The organism is Streptomyces fuscichromogenes (assembly GCF_014645815.1).
Taxonomy (GTDB): domain Bacteria; phylum Actinomycetota; class Actinomycetes; order Streptomycetales; family Streptomycetaceae; genus Streptomyces; species Streptomyces fuscichromogenes.
Genome location: NZ_BMML01000016.1, coordinates 38,581 through 57,196 on the forward strand (window position 1 = coordinate 38,581; position 18,616 = coordinate 57,196).

Sequence of the window (18,616 nt, forward strand, 5' to 3'; positions counted from 1 at the left end):
TGGCTGAAACCGGGCGTACTCTCGCGAACCTTGCTAGCCTGAAACCGGGTTGGGACCTAGGGGGGCCGGGTGGAACAGATCTCTCCGGCGGTCGAGTTGCGCCTGGTGATGGGCAGCGACCGCTTCAACGCGCAGGACGACTCCTGGCTGGAACAGGAGCGTGAACTGATACGGGCCCTGAGCGACGCCGGTGTGCCGGTGAAGCACGACGTCGCCGGCGGAGCACCTGGTACCAAGGGGCTGCTCGAAATCCTCGTGATGGCGCTCACCTCCGCGCAGGCGACCAGGTCCGCCGCCGAGTGCTGGCGCGCCTGGCTGGCGCGTGACGACTCCCGGCGCATCGAGGTGAGCCGCACGGTGGACGGTGAGACGTACTCCGTGGTCCTGACCGCCTCCCGGGTCCCGGAACGGGAACTCGCTCGTCTGCTGCGCGAGCCGGGTGGCCGCGCCACCGACGAGGACGGACCCGCTGTATGAGAGGGCGCCATCGCGCCCTCCTGATCGGTAACGCCCACTTTCCGAACGATCCGGCCCTGACCGATCTCAAGGGCCCGCCGAACGACGTGCTGCGGCTCGCCACCGCGCTCTGCGATGCCGAAGTGGGCGTCTTCGACGTCGAGGACGTCGAGGTCCTGCTCGAACGCGACAGCGCGCAGATCCTCGACGCCGTGCGCATCCTGTGCCAGAAGGCCGGACAGAACGACGTTCAGCTCATCTACTACAGCGGTCATGGCCTGCCGGGTCCGCCCGGGACCGGGACGCTGGTGCTCTGCGGGCGGGACACGTCCTCCGCCAGTCCGTCCACAGCGGTCGGTTTCCCCGAACTGGACGCGATCCTGCGGACGTCCCCCGCCGCGGCCACCGTCATCGTCTTGGACTGCTGCCTCAGCGGGGCGGCGAAGGCCGCCCCCGACACCCGCCCGCTGGCCGGCCGCGGCCGCTTCGTGCTGACCGCCTGTGGCCCCCGGGAGGCCGCCGGCGATGCCCTGACCGTCACCGCGATGAGCCGCTTCACCGAGCACGTCGTGACCGGGCTGCTCGGGGGAGCCGGGCGCCCCTATGCCGAGGCGATCACCTTCACCGACCTGTACGAGTACGTGTTCGCCACCATGTCGGCCGAGGGCGAGGCCCTGCCGACGGTACGTCAGGCGGCCACCGGCAGCGCGGTACTGGCCCGTACCCCGGTGGAGCCGCTGCCCGCCCGGCACGACGTGGGAGTTCCCCGGCCGCAGGAGTCGTCGCAGGCGCCGCGCTGGCTGCGCGCCACCGGCAGGTGGGGACTGGCCGTCCTCCTGCTGCTCCTCGTCTGCTTCGGGGCGCTGGGCTTCCAGGCACTGGGCGACGAGCTGGCCTATCGTGCCCAGTGGACGGTGGCCGAGGGCGTCAGCGAGTTGCAGGCCGTCGGCAGCCTGGGGCCGGCCTTCAACGAGATCGCCTTCTCCATGGTGGGAGCGGGGGCGGGCCTGTTCCTCGCGGCGTCGCTGCTGGCGCGCGTCCTGGGAGCCTTCTGGTGGATTCCACCGCTGCTGCTGATGCTCGCCGCCTCCCGGGCGATGTTCGACGGGCTCGACTTCTACGGGGACAACACCGCCCTCCTGCTGGTGCCCGCGGCGATCATCACGGCGGTGGCGCTCCGGCAGCCGGCCGGCGAACGCCGCGCGTGGCGCAGGACGGTGTCCGTGGTGGCGGCGGTCGCCGCGGTCCTGTACCCGTGCGCCTATCTCGCCTACGCCTTCGGTCAGTACGTGGGCAGCGGCTGGACCGTCGGCGACGCGATGACCTTCACCTCGCTCAAGGGATCCGCGGCCATCGGCCGGGTCTCCTGGGTGTGGGCCGCCGCGGTCGTCGGCTTCGCGCTGGGCGCCGTCGCGGCCCACTGGATCCTGCCGCGCATGCCGGTACTGGGCCGCTCCCCACACGGGGCCGCGCAAGGCCGTGCACGACCATGGCTGCACCACCTCGCGCGGTGGACAGCGGTGGTCGTCTGCGTACCGCTGGCCATGACCCTGGCGGTACGGGACTACGTGGGCCGACCGGACTTCGCCTTCACCGACCCGGCGATGCGGGCCATGGCCCTCGGCTGGTTCGGCTTCAGCAGCGGCTGCGAGGAGACCACCTGCACGCTGCGAGCCTGGGAGACGGCCGCGGTCGATGTGGAGTTCCTGGACCTGAGCAGCCCCAAGGACGCGCTCGGGTGGGTGCGGTCCGACAAGGATCGCGACCGCGTCATCGCCTACGAGGGAACCGACAAGGGCTACACCTACTGGATCGAGAAGTACGACGGCCACTCCGGCCGCATCGTATGGACGCATGAGCGCTGCGGCTGTGTGGCGTACATCGACGTCCGTGACGACAAGGCCGCCTACGACCAGGCCATCAGCACCTTCTGGTACGCCACCGACATCTCGAAACCGGAGGAATCCGGGTGAGCCGGGCATGAGACCGCTGGGGCCGGGTGATCCCGCGGAGATCGGGCCCTTCCGGACCGTGGGCCGGCTGGACGGCGGCGGCCCGGCCCGGGTCTACCTTGCCCGTTCGCACCGCGGCAGAGCCGTCGTGGTCAAGGTACCCCGCCCTGAGACGCTCGGCAGTGAGACCGTCCGGCGCCGTCTGGCTTCCGGCACCGGGGCAGCGAGCGGTGTGGAGCACCGGTTCCTCGCCGCGGTCCTGCAGTCCGACGCCTTCGGTGAGCCGCCCTGGGTGGCGACCGCCTACACGCCCGGACTGACTCTGGCCGAGGTGGTACGGCGTTTCGGGCCGCTGCCGGCGCATTCGGTGCGGGCACTGGGTGCGGGCTTGGCCGAGGGCCTCGATGCGGTGCACGGGGCGGGTATCACGCACGGCGCTCTCACCCCCGCCAATGTGCTGCTCGCAGCCGACGGCCCGCGGATCCTCGACCTCGGCAGCTCCCTGAGCGGCACATCGCGCTCCACCGACGAGTGGACCGGATTCATGGCGCCCGAACACATAGAGAACGGCCACATGGGCCCCGCGGCCGACATCTTCGCCCTCGGGGCCCTGCTCTGCTACGCCGTGGCCGGTGCGAGCCCGTACGGAGAGGGGTCGGCACAGGTCGTGCTCTATCGCGTCGTCCACGCCGATCCGGACCTGGACGCGGTGCCGGAAGGTCTGCGGCAGGGCGTCGAGTCGTGCCTGGACAGGGATCCCGCGCGCCGCCCGTCGGCCGCCGACGCCGGAGCCGGACTCGCGGATGTGCGGGACCAGGACACCTTCCGGGAGTGGCTGCCGGCTGCTGTGGCACTGGGGATGCTGTGCGAAGCGGCCGAGGTGCTGGACCGGGAGAGCGAAGCGGCCTGGCGACCGGCCAGGGCGCACCCTGCTCCACCGGCCGGGGCGGTCGGCACCACACACAGGACCGGGCCCACGGTGCGGCCTGACACGAAGCCCGAAGCGAGAACCGGCGAAGCGGCGGCCGAGGAGGATGTTCCGCAGCGACCTGCCAATCCCCTCCGCCGCCTCACCCGTCGTCAGCTGCTGGCCGCCGGCGGTGGGGTGGCTCTGGCGGCCGGCGGAGCGGCCCTCGGTGTCCGCGGTGTGCTGCGGGGGCCGCGACCGGACCACGCCCGATGGCGGTACGACGCCGGCTCGTCGGTCTACGGCCCGCTGCAAGTGGCCGCGGACGCAGGTGTCGTCCTGTTCGTCGACTGGAACCGCTCACTGCACGCCGTCGACATGTCCACCGGAGCGAGACGCTGGAGACGGGGACCCGCGCACGATGCCGGGGACCGGCCGGCCACGGCCCGGGGACTGGTCCTGGCCTGCATGGACGGCAAGCTGTACGCCATCGACGCCAGGAACGGCGACTTCGCCTGGTCCGTCCCCGGCATCGGGAACGGCGAGGTGACCGCCGACGCCCGTCAGGCGTATGTCACGACGTACGAGAGCGACGAACTGGTCGCTGTCGACCTGGACACCCGCAAGGTCCGGTACCGCAGGCACGCGGAAGAAGGATTCTCACGTGGGGCCACGGTCTGCGGTGATGTGCTTCTGGTCGGCATCGGTGGTTCCGCGTACTGTCTGGAGTCCGCCACCGGCCAGGTCCGCTGGAGCCAGGACGCCGGGAGCGGGACCGCCGCAGCCCCGGTCGCCGCGGACGGCCTGGTGTGGCTCGGGACGAGCATCGGGGACATGTTCGCCTTCGACCTGGCCACCGGTCAGGTCCGCCACAGGACGCTGATGTCGGGGGGCACGTACGGCGACGGGAGATCCCGGGTGGCCGTGCACCGCGGCATCGCGGTGGTCGGCACGACGGACTCGAAGGTGTACGGCGTCGACGCCACGAGCGGCAGGGTGCGGTGGTCGCACCTCACAGAAGGCGATCCGGAGTTCGGCGGGGTCGAGTCCTCACCGGCGATCGCCGGGGACACCGTGTTCATCGGCAGCGGTGGCCACTATCTCGACGCCCTCGACCTGACCAGCGGCACACTCCGCTGGCGCTTCCGCACGCTGAAGGTGGTCGACTCCTCCCCCGCCGTCCACCGCGACCTCGTGTTCTTCGGCAGCTACGACCACGGTGTCTACGCCGTGAACCGGCGAACCGGCCGCGGCTGACGTGGCCCACGGCAGCGCCACCGCACCACGCCCGCCATCGCCGTACCCCCACTCGGTCCGGGCCCATGCCGGTGCGGGAGGCACGCCCCCGGACCGGGAGGGTCATACCCGGTGCCGCGCCGTGTAGAGGGTCGCGGTCATCGGCGCTGTCACGGGGCCGACGCCGAGGAACTCCGTCATGTTCCGCGTGACGGCGGCCTGGACGGCCCGGGCGTCTTCGCGGGTCTGCACGGCGGCGCTCACCGGAGTGCCGGTGAGGCCCCAGGGGAGAGCCGACGGCAGCATCCCCTCAACCAGGGGGTACCCAAGCCCTCTTCCGCCGTCACCTCGGTGGAAGGACGCACCGCACGATCCACAGGCCCCTGTGACGGCCGGCAGTTGTTGCCCCCAGCGCACCGTCCTGGCATCTCGCAGCGCCTCAGGCAGAGATGACCCGGCGCCCGGCCCTTTGTGCAGGGCCCGGACCCGGATGCGCCTTCTCCGCACGACGGACGGCCCGCTGATCGGGCACGACTTCGAGCGCCTGCGGCTTCGCCGGTGATCACCCGAGGGCCGGACGGCCATGGACGGTGCGGGTGCTCCGGAGTGCGGCCGTCCTGGCGGTCCTCGGCCGCCCGCCCCGCCCTAGGATGGCGATGGACAGGGCGAAGGGAGAATCGGTCATGCGACGGCTGGGTGATCTGGAGGCGGAAATCATGGACCGCCTGTGGCGGTGGAGGCGCCCGGCGACCGTGCGTGAAGTCGTCGACGACATCAACCGGACCCGGCCCATCGCCTACACCACGGTGATGACCGTGGCCAACATCCTCCACTCCAAGGGCTGGCTGCTACGCGAGCAGAAAGACGGCCGCGCCTGGCTGTACGAGCCGGTCCGTACCCGGGAGGAGTACTCCGCGGCCCTCATGGAGGATGCTCTCAGTGCCAGCGCGGACCGGCCTGTGGCGCTCGCGCACTTCGTCGGCCAGATGTCACCCGCCGAACTCTCCGCACTGCGCAAGGCCCTGCGCGAGACGGGAAAGCGCGCGGACACCTGACCCGGTCTCCGCGCCTGACAGGGGGCACGCCGTCCGTGCCGGCGCGCAGGGCGATGCCGTGCCAGTGGATGGACGTCGTGGTCTTGTCGGGCAGCTGGTCGGACAGTTCGGCGGCGAGCGTGTCGCCGACGGCCGGCCGGATCTCCTTTCCAGGGGTGCGGCCGCTCAAGGCCCAGCTCTTGGCCATCACCCCGGCGCCGAGGTCGAGCATGGCCGACACGGCGGTCAGGGTCACGTTCTGCACTTTGCCCGTACTGCTGCGCTTCCTGTCCGTGGCGACGACCACCTTGCTGTCGGGGCTGACCAGCGAGGAAGTGCTGTTGGAGCTGCCGGAGCCGCTGCCGCACGCGGCGAGCGCGCCGTCGGGGTACGCGATCGGCCGACGTGGACGGCCGCGGGTGGTGGTGCGAGTCCCGCCGTGCCCACCTCCCCGGACGGGCGGTGCCGCATGGCAGGGCCCGAGCAGGCGCCGCCCATCACCGACTTTCGACTCCCGCTGCGACCAGGGCCAGGAACCGGCCGTCACGCCCCACGCCCCCGCAATACCCGAGCCCTCCGACGCCGTCGCTCCGCACCCGCAGATCCCGCCGGGCCGCCTGATCAGCAGAGAGCCGACGACACCGGACGGCACCGGCCGCAGAACGCCATGACCTCCAGGAGGCACGGAGGCGGTGACGCGTACCGGCGTGGCGGCACTGCACCGACCACCTGCCGGGCATACCGGACACGCCACTGCCCGACGACGCTCAGGCCGTCTTGCCCGCCGGCGTGACAGCGTGCCACGTGCCGTTCTTGCCCTGGCCGTTCATCTCACCGGCCTTGGTGTCACCCATGTACCGGTACAGCGGCCAGCCCGCGATGGTGACCTGCTTCATGCCGTCGGAGCGAGTCACGGTGCCGACCTCGGCCTGCAGCCCCATCCCCTGGACGCTGCCGTCCGCCATGACCGGCATCCAGGTCTGCGCACAGCTGTCGGTACACATCGACATGGAGGGGGACGCCTGATCCTTGTCGTAGCGGTAGAGCGTCCAGCCCTGCGCGTCGGTCACCACCGAGCCCATGCCGGACATCTGCTTCACCATCAGCATGTTGGTGCTGACCATGTGCGTGCCACCGGCAGCGGCGGCGGTGGATGTGCCACTGTCCGCCGGAGCCGTGGTGCCGGCCGGAGCGCCGGCCGCAGACGCAGCGGCGCCGGTGGAGTTGCTGTCGGTGGACGAGCCGCTGCTGCATGCGGCGAGCAACAGCACGGAGGCGATGCCGGAGGCCATGGCGAGAGCGATGCGGTGCCGGGACACGGGGGTTCTCCCTTGTGATGTCTTCTGTTTCTACTGACGAACTTAGTACGTTCGGTCTCAGGCGGCCGTTCAGTCGCACAGGTGGCACATGGCGAAGCCTTTACCCGGACCCCCGGGCGCACGGTGGGACGCCGTGGGATTTGACAGATTGCGCCGGGGAGGAGCGTGGAGCGGCCCGGCCGGAAGCTGCTGGATGTCGTCCGGTGCCAGGGCTGGATCCGGCGCCCACAACACCACTATTCAGCTAAGGAAGTTAGCGTTGGCGTGCAGCAGAAGGGCGGACCACGCTCCGGGCGTGAGGGGCTTGTGCTGTGCGGAAACGCGTAACCGTAGGGGGTTGGTGCGGGTCCCGCAGGGGTCAGGGCCCGCAGGCCACCAGCAGCGGAAGCAGCGGAGCCGCGACACTCGCCGCCACGATGCCCAGCCACGCCGCGCGGTGCGGCCGGGGCTGCGGGGTGAGCACGCGCCGCAACCGGATGAGGGCTCCCGACCCGCCCGCCCCCAGAGCCGCTTGCGGCGCCCTCCCGGACGCGACCTCGCACATCGCGGTGGCCAGCGCCTCCCGGGAGTACATCCGCAGGGCGCGGTCGTCCGCGATCATCTCCAGCAGCAGGTTCGTCTGCTCCTTGCCCTGCCGGGCGAGCGGAAGACCGCGGAAGGCACGCGAGAACGCGTCGACGAAGATCTTCAGCACGTGGTGCCTGCCCGTGATGTGGGCACGCTCGTGCTCCAGCACGGCCAGCAACTGCTCCTCGGTCAGGGCGTCCAGCGCGCCACGGGTGACGACGATGTGGGAGCCGGGTCCCGACAGGCAGTAGACGGCCGGGGCGTCGTACTCGACGATCGTGGCGCCGTACTCCGGCGCAGGTTCGCCGACGAGGGTGAGCATGTCCAGCTGACGGCCGCGAGCACGTCGAGCCCGCCATGTGCAGCGGAGCAGCCAGCCGACCGGTAGCAGGACGACCGCGATCGGAGCGGCGATCACCAGCGCGTCCCCGAAGGCGGACGGCGCGTGGCCGGGCGGGGCGTCGGCGGCCACTCCGCACACGGTGAGCAATCCGACCAGTCCGTCGTGCACATGCTGCTCGGTGATCACCAGGTGGTACACGGCGAGAGCGGTGGCGACGACGAACGTGACCATGAGGCCCTGCCACGCCAGCACGGCGGCGGCCGGTGCCCGGTACGCCCACCGGGCGCGGGCCAGCAGGGAAGGCGCCACGACGCCCACCAGGACCGCGTATCCGGCCAGCCCCACTGCTGTGATCATGCGCTGCTCCGCCTCTTCACGGCTCGGAGCGCCGAGCGTAGCGCGTCCACTTCCTCTGCACTCATCTGCTCCACGAAACAGGCCAGAGCGCCCACCGCCGTCAACTGCTGCTTCCATCAGCACGTTTGGAGACCTGGGAGTGTCGTCCGCGGATCGAAACGGCGGATCACCACCACGGCAAGGGGCACGCCCGCGCTGACGACCGGCAGGTACCAGAGCGCCGAGAACCGGGGCACGTCGGAGTCGTACTCCATGACCGGCACCAGCCGGAAAGCAGCCGGGTGATCACGTGCTCAGTGCCCAGGCGGGCTGCTCGTCGTGCTCGCGGAGCATCTGCATGACGGTGGCGGGCGAGGGGTGCGTCCGCCGGTGTCATGCCACCGCTCATGCGCCGTCGCGGGTGCGCAGTAGGTTCACGACCGTCACCCGCAGCACCGGCTCGCCGCCCTGATCGACGAGTTCGGCGAGCGTGCGCACGATGCCGCGTCGCGGATCGGAGCTTGATGGCCGGGTGTCGACGGTTCGGAGGCGTAGGCGGAGCCGGTCGCCGGGGCGCACGGGCTTGAGCCAGCGCAGTTCGTCCACTCCGGGGCTGCCGAGACTCGCGACCTGCGAGAGATAGTGCCTGGCGAACAGCCGCATCATCAGTGCGACGGTGTGCCACCCGCTGGCGACCAGCCCGCCGAAGGGGCCCTGCTGCGCGGCGATGGGATCGATGTGGAAGGACTGAGGGTCGTACTGCGAGGCAAAGCCGATGATTTCCTCCTCGGTGATCGCAACGCTGCCGTACTCGTACGTCGCACCCGCTGTGTAGTCCTCGAAGTACCGGTCGTCGACGGGGACCGTGAATCCGTCCATGCCCTGGTGTCCATTCATGTTGCTTCATCTCTACGAACTCGGGGCAAAAGCACTGCGGGGAGGAGGCCGAGGGTCGCGACCGCGGCCATGAGCAGCAAGGTGGTCCGCACGGAGGCGGCGGCGCCTGCGCTGGTTGCGATGGCGATGCCGAGGGTCGGGCCGATGTTCGTCGCGGTCTGTTTCAGGCCGCCGACGGCTCCGGCGTATTCGGGTGGCGCGTCGCCGACCACCGTCCCGGTTGCGGTGACCATGACGGCGGCGAATCCGGCGCCGATCACGGCGAATGCGGCTCCCGTTGGTCCCGCCGCGCCGCTCCGGGTCAGTTGCGAAAGCCCGGCTATGCCGAGTACGACGAGGAGCGTTCCGCTGACCGCGGTCGGGCGCGGGCCCCATCGGCCCAGGGCGACGCTCGCCAGCGGTGAGCCGAGCACCATCAGCACTGTGAGCGGCAGTACGCGCAACCCGGCGGCGAGAGGATCCAGGCGCAGGACGCTCTGGAGATAGAAGGTAGCGGTGAACAGACTGCCGAACAGGCCGGCGGTGGCGAGCGCGAGCAGCGCCATCGAGGCCGTCACCGGTACTGACCGCGTCACGGCCGACGGCACGATCGGATTCCCGGCACGGCGCTCGCTCACCGCCAGTACGGCCGCCAGGCCCGCCACGGCGGAGAGTTCGAGCAGCGTGTGCGGAGCGGCCCAGCCGCGCGCCGGGACGTCCGCCAGGGCGTGGACGAGGAGGGCCAGGAAGCTCGCGAGCAGTACCGCACCGGTGAGATCGAGCCTCTGCGGGGCTGTGCTCTCGGGGGCCGGAAGCCGGACCGCGAGAGCGAGCAGCACCGCAGCAAGGGAGATCGGAACGTTGATCCAGAACACGGCCCGCCACCCCAGGTGCGCCACGAGGACTCCCCCGAGCACCGGGCCGCTCCCGGCGGCCACCGCGATTGCGGCGGTCCGCACGGCGACGGCCCGGTGGAGCTCCCGTTCCGGGTACGCCAGCCGCAGCATCGCGAGTGTCGCCGGCTGGAGCAAGGCTCCGAAGACACCCTGAGCGGTCCTCAGCCCGATCACCCAGCTGACCGAGGGCGCGAGGACGATCCCTGACGAGGAGGCGGCGAAGCCGAGCAGACCGATACACAGCAGTCGCAGATGCCCGTACCGATCCCCCAGCCGTCCCGCGACGACGAGAAGGGCGGCCACCGCGACGAGATAACCAGTACTGGTCCACTGGATCTGTGCCGGACTCGCGGCGAGCGAACGCTGCAGGCTGGGCTGCGCCACCAGCAGGACGGTGCCGTCCAGTGCGACGATCATCGCCCCGGCCACGCTGACCAGAAGAGGGACGGAGCGTCGCAGCCGCCCGGTCATGAGGCCCTCGGGCCGAGATGGGCGTCCAGCGCGGCTTCGATCAGCCGGTCGTGACTGTCGGAACCGCCGTCTAGGGCGAGTTGCAGGCTGCCCCAGGACCACAGTTGGGCGATGCCGTGCAGGTTCGCCCACAGGGCGGCCGCAGCGACGGCCGCCGACGGCTCCGGTGCTTGCGCCCGGCACCGGGCGACGAGTTCGGTGACGCCCTGGAACATCGGGAGCGTCGCCTCCCGCAGCCGAGGCCCGTCCGGACCTCCACTCTGCTCGCCGCTGTCGAGCAGGTCGTGACGGAACATCAACTCGAACATGCCGCGCCGTTCCCGTGCGTAGGTGACATACACCCGCGCCTGCGCGCGATGGCCGACAGCAGTGCCCTCAGACAACACCAGCTCTACGCCTGCATCGACCAGTCGCTCCCGCAGAGCCCCCTCAACATCCATAGACAGTGTCTACCAGATATTCGTAGACAGCGTCTACGGGCAACTCGTCTGCGAGGACCGAGGGTTGGAGGTCACCCTGTGCCGTTCGCTGTCCAGCTCGGGCCTGCGATGCCGTCCGAGCCCGCTACACGGCGGTTCGGCTGCCGGTCGGGAGGAAAGACGGCCCCATCACCGTGCGGGGCGGCGCTTCGCCCACGGCGGTCCCAAGCGCCCCACCTACCGGGCGATCGAGGAACTCGGGCGGGCGGTGCGTACGGCGTTCCTTCGTGACTACCCCGCCGGAGCCGACCTGCGCCGTGAGATCAACGACGGGCTCCAGGTCGTGGAGAACCGGAACTCCGCCAACCACGACCTGTTCCACGGCAAGGACGGCGACCTGACCGGCTCCGACAAGGAGGCCCAGGAGGTGTCCATGCTCGCCCTACACCTGCACCTGCTCCAGTCGGCGTTGGCGCACGTCAACACTCCGCTCCTCCAGGACATCCTGGGCGAGGAGAAGTGGCAGAAGCCGGCTCACCGACACCGACCGGCGGACACTGCCGCTGTTCTGTTTTCTCACGTGAACCGCTACGGCCGGTTCGATCAGCGGCGGACGGTACGGCCGGGTCGGCATCCTGAAACCCGCTACAGGTGTGATCGCTCCCTGGGCAGTCGGGTCCGATACGACTGCCCCACCTGATCGGTGGATGAGGCCCGCCCGCCGTCTCGGCGGAGCGTGGCGGGCGGCCAGTTCCGCGAGGCTGGGGCGCCATGGGGGGTCAGCGCTCGGACTTGGGGGGTCGCTGCATCAGCGCGGCGGCGGCCTCGTCGAGGGTGATTTTGTCGTTGAGCAGGGCGGAGACCACTTCCGCGATCGGCATCTCGACGCCGCGGGTACGCGCCAGGTCAAGGACCGCTTCGGCGGACTTGACGCCCTCGGTGGTCTGCCAGGTGGCCGCCGTCGCCTCCGCGACGCTCAGGCCCCGGCCCAGGTGGACGCCGAAGGTGCGGTTGCGGGCGAGCGGGGAGGTGCAGCTTGCCACCAGGTCGCCCAGGCCGGACAGCCCGGCGAGGGTGGCCGGGGAGGCGCCCATGGCCACGGCCAGCCGGGTGGTCTCAGCCAGTCCGCGGGTGATGAGCAGGGCCGCGGCGTTGTCGCCGAGGCCCATGCCCGAGGCGATGCCGACCGACAGGGCAATGACGTTCTTCACCGCGCCGCCCAGCTCGCAGCCGATGACGTCGGTGCTGGTGTAGGGCCGGAAACAGGGGGTGTGGCAAGCCTGCTGGAAGCGGCGTGCGGCATCCTCGTCGGCGCAGGCGATCGTTGCGGCGGCGGGCTGGCCGTCCATGATCTCGGGAGCGAGGTTCGGGCCCGACAGTACGGCGACCCGGTCCGCGCTCACTCCGGTCACCTCGGTGACGACCTGGCTCGCCCGTAGCTCGCTGCCCCGCTCGATGCCCTTCATCAGCGACACGATCAATGTCTCGGGACCGATATACGGAGCCCATGCAGCGAGGTTCGCACGCAGGGACTGCGCGGGAATGGACAGCACGAGGAAGTCGGCGCCTTCCAGCGCGACGGTCGGGTCCGTGGTGGCCGTTATGGCGTGGGGCAGTTCGATGTCCGGGAAGTACCCGGGGTTGCGGTGCGCCGTGGTGATGGCGTCGGCGATCTCACCCCGTCGGGCGTGCATGATGACGTCGGTGCCGGCGTCGGCCATGATCTTGGCGAGGGCGGTTCCCCAGGACCCGGCCGAGAACACCGCCGCACGGGCGGGACGGTACTGGCTCACTGAGAGTCCTCTCGCCAGGGGCGGTGTGACGTTGTGATCAATCGGCTGCTTACAGGAGATCTCCGACCCATCTCATCGAGGCGCGGAGTTCGAGGCCGGCAAGGTGACCAGCGGATGTCTTGTCGAAGCGTGGGGCGATGCCGCGCCGGTCTCCGAAGCCGCAGGAGCGGCAGCGTGATCCGGAGCGCACGCGCAGGCTGATTCTTGAGGCGGCGGTGGCGGAGTTCGCCGCGCACGGCTACGCGGGTGCCCGCATCGTTGGGGCGAGCGGGCGAGCAAGCTCGTCGACCCCGGCACCCCGCTGTCCGAGCAACCGCGCCGCTATGTGCTGGAGGCGCTGGAGAACCGGGACGGCGTACGGTTGCTGGCCTGGGGCGGCCTGGAGTACACGGGCCCGGAGGCGGATCCGGACCAGCGTCCGCGCACGGAGCGTCTCGCGGAGTCCGTGGCCGGCATCCGTGGCCGGCATCCGTGAACGGCAGGCGGCCGGGGCCGTGCCGCAGGAGATGGACCCGGCCTGCCCGACCGTCATGCTGATGGCGGCGGCGATGGCTCCTGTCACCCTTCCGCACGTCATCGCGGGCGGGTGCGACGACGACCCGCAGTCTCCAGAGTTCATCGAACGCTTCGCCGACCAGCTCGCCCTCCTGGTCCGCCGGCTCGGACTCGGTTGCGACGGGCCTGCGTGATGGCGTGATCAGCCTTGCCGCTTCGGCGCAGTCAGACCCGGCAGGGCCCTGAGATCTTCTGTGCAACTCGGGCACCTGGGCGCGGAGAACGTCGGCTGCGCTGCGGGCGTCAGCGACGAGCGCCTGGAGCAGGCCGGGCTGTCCGGGACCGGCGTCGAGGAGTTGGGCGGTGGCACGGCCGCGCGACCGTCTGCGCCCCATGGTCGTGTTTCCGGTTCGACGTTCTGAGGCTTTGGGCCGGGGGCCTTCGCCGCCGCGGCAGTCCTCAGGTTGTGAGGCGGGCCAAGAGCGCGGGATGGTCTGCCATGGCCGATTCCAGCATGGCCCGGGCAAGGGGCTTGAAGAAGTCGAGGTCGGCGGACCGCCAGTCGATGCCACCCAGGGGTGGCTGCGGGTCGTACTCGATGAGGAGCTGGACAGTGCGGGCGGTCTGCTCGCCCGCGAGGCGTTCAACCAGGTGGAGGGCCATGTCGATACCGGCCGACACTCCGGCGGCGGTGAGCACGGGGCCGGCCTCGACCCAGCGTTCGGCGACGGGTGTCGCGCCGAACTTGGCCAGCAGGTCACGGAAGCCCCAGTGTGTGGTGGCCTGACGACCGTCGAGCAGGCCGGCTGCACCCAGGATCAGGGAGCCGGTGCACACCGAGCCGATGACCTCGGCCGACCGCGCGGCCTTGCGGATCCAACTCAGCAGGAGCTCGTTGGTCAGGGCAGCGAGGGTCGGCTCGGTCCCGCCGGGCACGATCAGTGCGAAGGGCTCGGTGACCTGGTCGAACGTATGGCTCGGCGTCAGCTTCAGCGGAGTGTCGGTGCCCAGGGGGGCGAGGTCCTGGCCGACGACGACCACCGCGAACGACGGGTCGATCTGGGCCAGCGTCGACAGCACCTGAAGCGGCCCCACCACGTCGAGCGGGGTGATGCCGGGATAGAGCACGAAGGCGAGCGTCTTGGTCATGCCGTCACCTTCGGCCCGAGTCCGTGGGAAAGCCAAGGGAAGACAGCGACCAGGTCGGAATTCTTGGGATACAAGTCAGTCCGACATAGGGTCCTGGTCATGGAGGAACGACTGGTGATCCTCGTCGGATACGACGAGGCCGAGTTGCTGGACATCGCCTGCGTGACAACAAGCCTGGTCACCGCCAACCGGCTCGGAGCCAGCCCCGCCTACGCCGTGAGCGTGGCCACCCCGGGAAGCCGCGCGATCACCTGCGACTCGGGGCTGACGCTGCAAGGCCAGCGATCCCTGGAGCGGGTGCGGGGGCCACTGGACACGCTGATCGTCTCGGGAGGGTTCGGCCATCAGGCCGCGGCAGAAAACCCGCGGATCGTCGGCCATGTCCGCCGCCTGGCCAGGGAGAGCCGCAGAGTGGCCTCGGTCTGCACAGGGGCGACCGTCCTGGCTGCCGCCGGCCTGCTCAACGGCAAACGCGTCACGACTCACTGGTGGTACGCCGATCAGTTGGCCTCGGCCTACCCGGAGATCACCGTGGATCCCGCGCCGATCTACATCCGCGACGGAAGCGTGTCCACCGCGGCGGGCGTCACCAGCGCCCTGGACCTCACCCTGGCCTTCATCGAGGAGGACCACGACGCGGAGTTGGCGCGCGCCGTGGCCCGCGGTCTGGTCACCTACATGCAACGGCCAGGCAACCAGGCACAGATGAGCATGTTCACAGCCATCCCAGCACCTACCAACTGCCTGGTCAGGCGAGCCGTCAACTACATCGCCAGCCACCTGACCAGCGACCTGACCACAACCGCACTGGCAGCCGACGCCGGGGTGAGCGAACGCCACCTGACCCGCTTGTTCATTGACGACCTTGGAAAGGCGCCAGGTCGATTCGTCCGCGACGCGCGCACCGGAGCCGCCGCTCACCTTCTGGCTTCCACCTCACTACCCGTGGCGAGCGTGGCCGCACAGTGCGGCTTCAGAACCGCTGAAACACTCCGCCAAGCATTCGTCAGCCGCTACGGAACACCACCATCGCGCTACCGAGCAACGCAGAGCACAACAGCTACCTAACGGCAGCACCCGACGTCCACACCCAGGCATTCGGGCAGTTCCCATGCCCGACTCCACCATGAGCCGTCTACCCCGCCGAGACCGCAGTGGCCGACCACCTCTGAGAAAAGTGGCTCAGTGTTGCGCGTCATCCGGGGCAGGCAGGCTGGTCAGCTCGGAGGTCGCCGCGGGTGAGGGCTTGAAGTAGCGGCGGGCGTTCTCCGTCTTCTTGTGCCTCGGCTTCGCTGTCAGCGGGGACGCGCCCGGGTCGGGGGCTGGGAGGGGGGTGGCCGTGAGGCGCCGGCGCAGGGTGGAGGCTCTCGGCGTACAGGTTCGCCGCGGGCCTGGGTGAGCTGGGTGCGCAGGGCGGTGATGGTGTCGTCACCGGCACCGCCGTGCCGCCCCGCGACGGACCGGGCACCTCCATGTCCAGCAGGCGGCTGAACTCCCGCGACCTCATCCCCGTCGTGACCGCCGGTTCCGCCGCCGGCATGCTCCGCAACCGCTTCGCCCGCCGAGACCGGCGGTCCACGCTCCCGTCCGGGAGATCACCGCCCAGACCGACCCGGTGCAACATCACCCACTGCGCCCGCGACAGGTGCCGCACATCCAGATCAGCTGCGGTCCCCCACGACAGAGCATCCCGGCCGTTACGTCGCCGCAGGTAGGACCGCTGCCGAAGAAGACCCGAGCCCACCGCCCAGTCGTAGAGACCGTTGATCGCCGCACGGTTGCGCCGCCACGTCGCCGGCCCCACCGGCACCGGCGCACGCTGCGTACGCCACCGCCGGAAAGCCACCAGGTCCTCCTCCGACGCCGACAGCAGATCCGTCGGCGGATCAAGCACCCGGGCCAGGAAGTCCTCCAAGCCCATCAAGTCATACGCGTAGTCCCGAAGACTCTCCGCCTCCACACGAAGTCCTCGGCTCACGCGGCCGCATGTCCTCATCCAGGAAGAACGGGGTGCCCTCCGGCAGCGTCATCGGAGCCGACAGCATCGCCGGGACATCGAAGCCGAAGCCGCCGAACGCCTCCTGGTGACGTACGACGCTGCTGTACGAGGTGAAGAAGTAGGACATCAGACTCCCGCGGTGAGGCCGAGGCGTAACGACCGCGGAACCCAACAGCCCAGCCCACCCGTCCAGTTCGTTGCGTCAACGAGCTGAGGCAGGTAGAGAGACTGGACCTGGCCCAGCAGCAGGGCTTCGGCCCCTGTGAGCGCGAGACGGCGGGGCGCGTGGTGGTGTCCGTCAGCGCCCCTCCGGGTTGTTGACCCACGCCTCAACCGTGACAGCTATGAGGCTTAGCAGCCATACCGTGGCGCGGGCCGTGACTGTCTTGCGTTCACGCCATAGCGGCCGGGACGGGCCGGACACATCCGCGAAGGCCGTGCCGTGACTTGCGTCGGCAGTCGTCGGACGCCGCCGTCGCCAAGAGGCCTTCTGCGGGTCAGGCCGTCTTCGCGAAGACGAGCACCTCCGTGGTGGCAACGCCCATGGGTGCCAAGAAGCCGGCCTCCAGGCTGCAGCCGAGGGTCGCGAAGAGGTCCACGCATGTCCGGCGGGGCATGGCGGCCGGGTAGGAGTCGTGCCCGGCACCGCCCTCCGTCGCCCAGGCACGTACCGCCGCCGGGTCCAGGCAGTTCTCTGTCATGACGTCGAAGACGATCCGCCCGCCGGTTCGCGTGACACGCGCCATCTCGAAGAAGTACCGGGAGGCGCCGAGAAAGGTCACGGTGTTGAACACCTTGTGGGCCTGAACGAGGTCGACGCTGCCGTCGGGTGTCGGGGCGAGACTGCTTCCCGTGGTCGGTTGGGCGACCACGCCGAACGTGTCCACCAGGTAGTCGGCCCAGGGCGCCGCCGTCTCGTAGATCTCGTAGCGCTCCGGTGAACACTCCTTCAGCGTCTTCTCCAGGTACCGCCCGGATCCGGGGCCGATCTCCAGCACCGTGTTCGGGTTGGCGGCGAAGACGCCGCGAGCGCGTAGTTCGTCGACCGTGGCCTGGGTGGCACCAGGCGTCCCGTTCATGACCTCGTCGATGTAGTCACCGACCGACAGGCCGGTCGCCCGTGCAGCCCTCATCGTCGCCTCGAAGGGGATGAAGTCGTCGACCCCGCCCAGGTTGTTGGTGCTGCGCACGATGTCGAATCCAGCACGCCCCAGGAGCCGCTTGGCCCCCGACTTCCATACGGACTTTTCCCCGCCTGCCACCTTCATCGAACATACCCCCCGAGATCGCCTCAATCTTCGATATCAGCATAGATATCATGGGCACGAACGTGCAGTGGGACGGCGGATTCACCACGGGACCGAGGGCCGCTACCCGCGCTCCACCCCGCCACGCCGACATGGTCGCCGCCGCGACCAGCGCATCGAGGGTCTTCGACCGACGACGCGACCGTCATCGAAAGCGGGTGGCGGCAACCAGGTAAGCCGTCCCCGGCCAACGCCACAGGCCCCGGCCGACACTGTCCGCCGGTCGTTCACGGCGACGCGTCCACCGGTGCACGAGCCGATCGACCGGCGGGACGGAGGGCGTCAGGTCGTAGTGGACGACGTCGACGGGACGCAGCCCGGCTTCCCGCATCCGCCGCCGTAGTCGGCCGGGCGGGAGCGCCCGGATACCGGACTTCGCCACACCGTGCCTTCGCTCCGGGGGCAGGCCGAGCAGACCCTCGACCTGGCCGAGCAACCGAAGCAGTGGCCAGTACACCCCCCATTCGAACAGGCGGTAGGGGCTCAACGGGTTCAGCATGCTGACGAGAACGAGCCCGTGCGGGCGCACCACGCGGCGAAGTTCCCGCAAGGCCACGGAAGGCTCGCAGTACTCCAGCACCCCCATCGCGACCACGACGTCGAAGCGCTCGTCCGGGAACTGCAGCGCCTCCGCCCTCCCGACGGCCAGTTCGACCCCGGCACCCGCCGTGCGGCCCGCGGCCTCGGCGATCATCGCGGGCGCCCGGTCGACGGCGGTGATCCGGAAATCGCCGGGACGCATGTCGAGCACACCGCGGACGAACATGCCCGGCCCGCAGCCGACGTCGAGGAGATCGCCGCCAGGACTTCGGTCCAGGGCCTCGAAGACCGCATGGAGCCTGGAGGAGAAGTACCGCTGAGCGGGCCCCGATCCGTGGTACGAGGCGGCATAGGAGGCCGCGAAAGACGGATCGTCGAACTGGACACGGACGTCACGACCGGACGCCCCTGCACCCGCGACCGTCGAAGGCGTCCCGGCGGGACCGCCCCTGACGACGGCCCACTTCTCCTTGCGAACCCCCACCGTCGACCTCCCGTCAGGGTGACCTCGATATTCCGAA

The 18,616-nt window shown here is 70.2% G+C and carries 22 protein-coding genes; 9 read left to right on the forward strand and 13 right to left on the reverse strand.

From position 1 onward, the window contains the following. Positions 1–69: 69 nt before the first annotated feature. From IEZ11_RS30590 to IEZ11_RS30600, 3 genes are read left to right on the forward strand one after another with little or no spacing between them, the layout of a single operon-like run. Positions 70–477, forward strand: a complete 408-nt coding sequence (locus IEZ11_RS30590) for an effector-associated constant component EACC1 (RefSeq protein ID WP_189266164.1) — start codon at positions 70–72, stop codon at positions 475–477. Next, on the forward strand, positions 474–2,429 hold the full coding sequence (locus IEZ11_RS30595) for a caspase family protein (protein WP_189266165.1): 1,956 nt from the start codon (positions 474–476) through the stop codon (positions 2,427–2,429). Before IEZ11_RS30590 ends, IEZ11_RS30595 begins: the two co-directional genes overlap by 4 nt. Before the next feature lie 7 nt (positions 2,430–2,436). Further along, the gene (locus IEZ11_RS30600) at positions 2,437–4,572 is read left to right on the forward strand and encodes a serine/threonine-protein kinase (protein WP_189266166.1); all 2,136 of its coding nucleotides are present in this window, start codon (positions 2,437–2,439) and stop codon (positions 4,570–4,572) included. 102 nt (positions 4,573–4,674) lie between these two features. Here the strand turns inward: IEZ11_RS30600 and IEZ11_RS30605 are convergent, their stop codons facing one another. Next, entirely contained in the window at positions 4,675–4,857 is a 183-nt protein-coding gene (locus IEZ11_RS30605) for a hypothetical protein (protein WP_229713451.1), read from the reverse strand. Positions 4,858–5,234: 377 nt separating this feature from the next. Here IEZ11_RS30605 and IEZ11_RS30610 point away from each other — a divergent pair, with 377 nt between their 5' ends. Continuing rightward, entirely contained in the window at positions 5,235–5,606 is a 372-nt protein-coding gene (locus IEZ11_RS30610) for a BlaI/MecI/CopY family transcriptional regulator (protein WP_189266167.1), read from the forward strand. Here the strand turns inward: IEZ11_RS30610 and IEZ11_RS52265 are convergent. Next, positions 5,488–5,793 carry a multicopper oxidase domain-containing protein gene (locus IEZ11_RS52265; RefSeq protein ID WP_308426505.1) on the reverse strand — a complete coding sequence of 102 codons (306 nt, stop codon included), beginning with the start codon at positions 5,791–5,793 and terminating at the stop codon, positions 5,488–5,490. The genes IEZ11_RS30610 and IEZ11_RS52265 overlap by 119 nt on opposite strands. Between IEZ11_RS52265 and IEZ11_RS52270 the strand changes: the two genes are divergently transcribed. Beyond that, entirely contained in the window at positions 5,675–6,256 is a 582-nt protein-coding gene (locus IEZ11_RS52270; protein WP_308426507.1) for a hypothetical protein, read from the forward strand. The two genes, IEZ11_RS52265 and IEZ11_RS52270, sit on opposite strands and share 119 nt — an antisense overlap. Before the next feature lie 96 nt (positions 6,257–6,352). Here the strand turns inward: IEZ11_RS52270 and IEZ11_RS30620 are convergent, their stop codons facing one another. From IEZ11_RS30620 to IEZ11_RS30640, 5 genes are all read right to left on the reverse strand, one after another. Further along, positions 6,353–6,904 (reverse strand): hypothetical protein, encoded by a 552-nt coding sequence (locus IEZ11_RS30620; protein WP_189266168.1) that lies wholly within the window; start codon positions 6,902–6,904, stop codon positions 6,353–6,355. A 358-nt stretch (positions 6,905–7,262) separates the two neighbouring features. Further along, on the reverse strand, positions 7,263–8,171 hold the full coding sequence (locus tag IEZ11_RS30625; RefSeq protein ID WP_189266169.1) for a M56 family metallopeptidase: 909 nt from the start codon (positions 8,169–8,171) through the stop codon (positions 7,263–7,265). A 384-nt stretch (positions 8,172–8,555) separates the two neighbouring features. Continuing rightward, a complete protein-coding gene (locus tag IEZ11_RS30630) occupies positions 8,556–9,029 on the reverse strand; it encodes a MaoC family dehydratase (protein ID WP_189266170.1) in 474 nt (157 codons plus the stop codon). Positions 9,030–9,043: 14 nt separating this feature from the next. Continuing rightward, positions 9,044–10,393, reverse strand: coding sequence for an MFS transporter (locus IEZ11_RS30635; protein WP_189266171.1), 1,350 nt, complete (start codon positions 10,391–10,393; stop codon positions 9,044–9,046). Next, a complete protein-coding gene (locus IEZ11_RS30640) occupies positions 10,390–10,833 on the reverse strand; it encodes a TetR-like C-terminal domain-containing protein (RefSeq protein ID WP_189266172.1) in 444 nt (147 codons plus the stop codon). Before IEZ11_RS30640 ends, IEZ11_RS30635 begins: the two co-directional genes overlap by 4 nt. On the opposite strand from IEZ11_RS30640, the gene IEZ11_RS30645 reads away from it, so the two are divergent. After that, a complete protein-coding gene (locus IEZ11_RS30645; RefSeq protein WP_229713453.1) occupies positions 10,763–11,512 on the forward strand; it encodes a Tn3 family transposase in 750 nt (249 codons plus the stop codon). The two genes, IEZ11_RS30640 and IEZ11_RS30645, sit on opposite strands and share 71 nt — an antisense overlap. A 79-nt stretch (positions 11,513–11,591) precedes the next feature. On the opposite strand, the gene IEZ11_RS30650 is transcribed toward IEZ11_RS30645, so the two are convergent. Further along, positions 11,592–12,605, reverse strand: coding sequence for an NAD(P)H-dependent glycerol-3-phosphate dehydrogenase (locus IEZ11_RS30650; RefSeq protein WP_189266174.1), 1,014 nt, complete (start codon positions 12,603–12,605; stop codon positions 11,592–11,594). A 325-nt stretch (positions 12,606–12,930) separates the two neighbouring features. Between IEZ11_RS30650 and IEZ11_RS51190 the strand changes: the two genes are divergently transcribed. Together IEZ11_RS51190 and IEZ11_RS51195 are read left to right on the forward strand one after the other, a co-directional pair. Beyond that, positions 12,931–13,080: a hypothetical protein gene (locus tag IEZ11_RS51190; RefSeq protein WP_229713454.1), complete on the forward strand. Its 150-nt coding sequence runs from the start codon at positions 12,931–12,933 to the stop codon at positions 13,078–13,080. After that, positions 13,064–13,294 (forward strand): hypothetical protein, encoded by a 231-nt coding sequence (locus tag IEZ11_RS51195; RefSeq protein WP_229713455.1) that lies wholly within the window; start codon positions 13,064–13,066, stop codon positions 13,292–13,294. The genes IEZ11_RS51190 and IEZ11_RS51195 overlap by 17 nt, the downstream gene beginning before the upstream one ends. A gap of 265 nt (positions 13,295–13,559) precedes the next feature. Here the strand turns inward: IEZ11_RS51195 and IEZ11_RS30660 are convergent, their stop codons facing one another. Beyond that, complete coding sequence (locus tag IEZ11_RS30660; RefSeq protein WP_189266175.1) at positions 13,560–14,249, reverse strand: DJ-1/PfpI family protein; 690 nt, start codon at positions 14,247–14,249, stop codon at positions 13,560–13,562. Between the two features lie 99 nt (positions 14,250–14,348). Between IEZ11_RS30660 and IEZ11_RS30665 the strand changes: the two genes are divergently transcribed. After that, on the forward strand, positions 14,349–15,317 hold the full coding sequence (locus IEZ11_RS30665; protein ID WP_189266176.1) for a GlxA family transcriptional regulator: 969 nt from the start codon (positions 14,349–14,351) through the stop codon (positions 15,315–15,317). Between the two features lie 127 nt (positions 15,318–15,444). Here the strand turns inward: IEZ11_RS30665 and IEZ11_RS52550 are convergent, their stop codons facing one another. The 4 genes from IEZ11_RS52550 to IEZ11_RS30685 all read right to left on the reverse strand — a co-directional run bounded on the left by IEZ11_RS52550 (position 15,445) and on the right by IEZ11_RS30685 (position 18,579). Further along, on the reverse strand, positions 15,445–16,245 hold the full coding sequence (locus IEZ11_RS52550; RefSeq protein WP_373294996.1) for a site-specific integrase: 801 nt from the start codon (positions 16,243–16,245) through the stop codon (positions 15,445–15,447). After that, positions 16,175–16,375, reverse strand: coding sequence for a hypothetical protein (locus IEZ11_RS30675; protein WP_189266178.1), 201 nt, complete (start codon positions 16,373–16,375; stop codon positions 16,175–16,177). Before IEZ11_RS30675 ends, IEZ11_RS52550 begins: the two co-directional genes overlap by 71 nt. 370 nt (positions 16,376–16,745) lie before the next feature. Continuing rightward, the gene (locus IEZ11_RS30680; RefSeq protein ID WP_189266179.1) at positions 16,746–17,516 is read right to left on the reverse strand and encodes a methyltransferase domain-containing protein; all 771 of its coding nucleotides are present in this window, start codon (positions 17,514–17,516) and stop codon (positions 16,746–16,748) included. A gap of 184 nt (positions 17,517–17,700) precedes the next feature. Next, positions 17,701–18,579, reverse strand: coding sequence for a class I SAM-dependent methyltransferase (locus IEZ11_RS30685; RefSeq protein ID WP_189266180.1), 879 nt, complete (start codon positions 18,577–18,579; stop codon positions 17,701–17,703). Between the last annotated feature and the right edge of the window lie 37 nt (positions 18,580–18,616).

Coding starts and splice junctions, on each gene's coding strand:
- IEZ11_RS30660 (WP_189266175.1), bottom strand. CDS start 14,249: ATGACCAAGACGCTCGCCTTCGTGCTCTATCCCGGCATCACCCCGCTC.
- IEZ11_RS30605 (WP_229713451.1), bottom strand. CDS start 4,857: ATGCTGCCGTCGGCTCTCCCCTGGGGCCTCACCGGCACTCCGGTGAGC.
- IEZ11_RS30665 (WP_189266176.1), top strand. CDS start 14,349: ATGGAGGAACGACTGGTGATCCTCGTCGGATACGACGAGGCCGAGTTG.
- IEZ11_RS30610 (WP_189266167.1), top strand. CDS start 5,235: ATGCGACGGCTGGGTGATCTGGAGGCGGAAATCATGGACCGCCTGTGG.
- IEZ11_RS30595 (WP_189266165.1), top strand. CDS start 474: ATGAGAGGGCGCCATCGCGCCCTCCTGATCGGTAACGCCCACTTTCCG.
- IEZ11_RS30635 (WP_189266171.1), bottom strand. CDS start 10,393: ATGACCGGGCGGCTGCGACGCTCCGTCCCTCTTCTGGTCAGCGTGGCC.
- IEZ11_RS52270 (WP_308426507.1), top strand. CDS start 5,675: ATGGACGTCGTGGTCTTGTCGGGCAGCTGGTCGGACAGTTCGGCGGCG.
- IEZ11_RS30600 (WP_189266166.1), top strand. CDS start 2,437: ATGAGACCGCTGGGGCCGGGTGATCCCGCGGAGATCGGGCCCTTCCGG.
- IEZ11_RS30625 (WP_189266169.1), bottom strand. CDS start 8,171: ATGATCACAGCAGTGGGGCTGGCCGGATACGCGGTCCTGGTGGGCGTC.
- IEZ11_RS52550 (WP_373294996.1), bottom strand. CDS start 16,245: ATGAGGACATGCGGCCGCGTGAGCCGAGGACTTCGTGTGGAGGCGGAG.
- IEZ11_RS30680 (WP_189266179.1), bottom strand. CDS start 17,516: ATGAAGGTGGCAGGCGGGGAAAAGTCCGTATGGAAGTCGGGGGCCAAG.
- IEZ11_RS30630 (WP_189266170.1), bottom strand. CDS start 9,029: ATGGACGGATTCACGGTCCCCGTCGACGACCGGTACTTCGAGGACTAC.
- IEZ11_RS52265 (WP_308426505.1), bottom strand. CDS start 5,793: ATGGCCAAGAGCTGGGCCTTGAGCGGCCGCACCCCTGGAAAGGAGATC.
- IEZ11_RS30640 (WP_189266172.1), bottom strand. CDS start 10,833: ATGGATGTTGAGGGGGCTCTGCGGGAGCGACTGGTCGATGCAGGCGTA.
- IEZ11_RS30675 (WP_189266178.1), bottom strand. CDS start 16,375: ATGTCCTACTTCTTCACCTCGTACAGCAGCGTCGTACGTCACCAGGAG.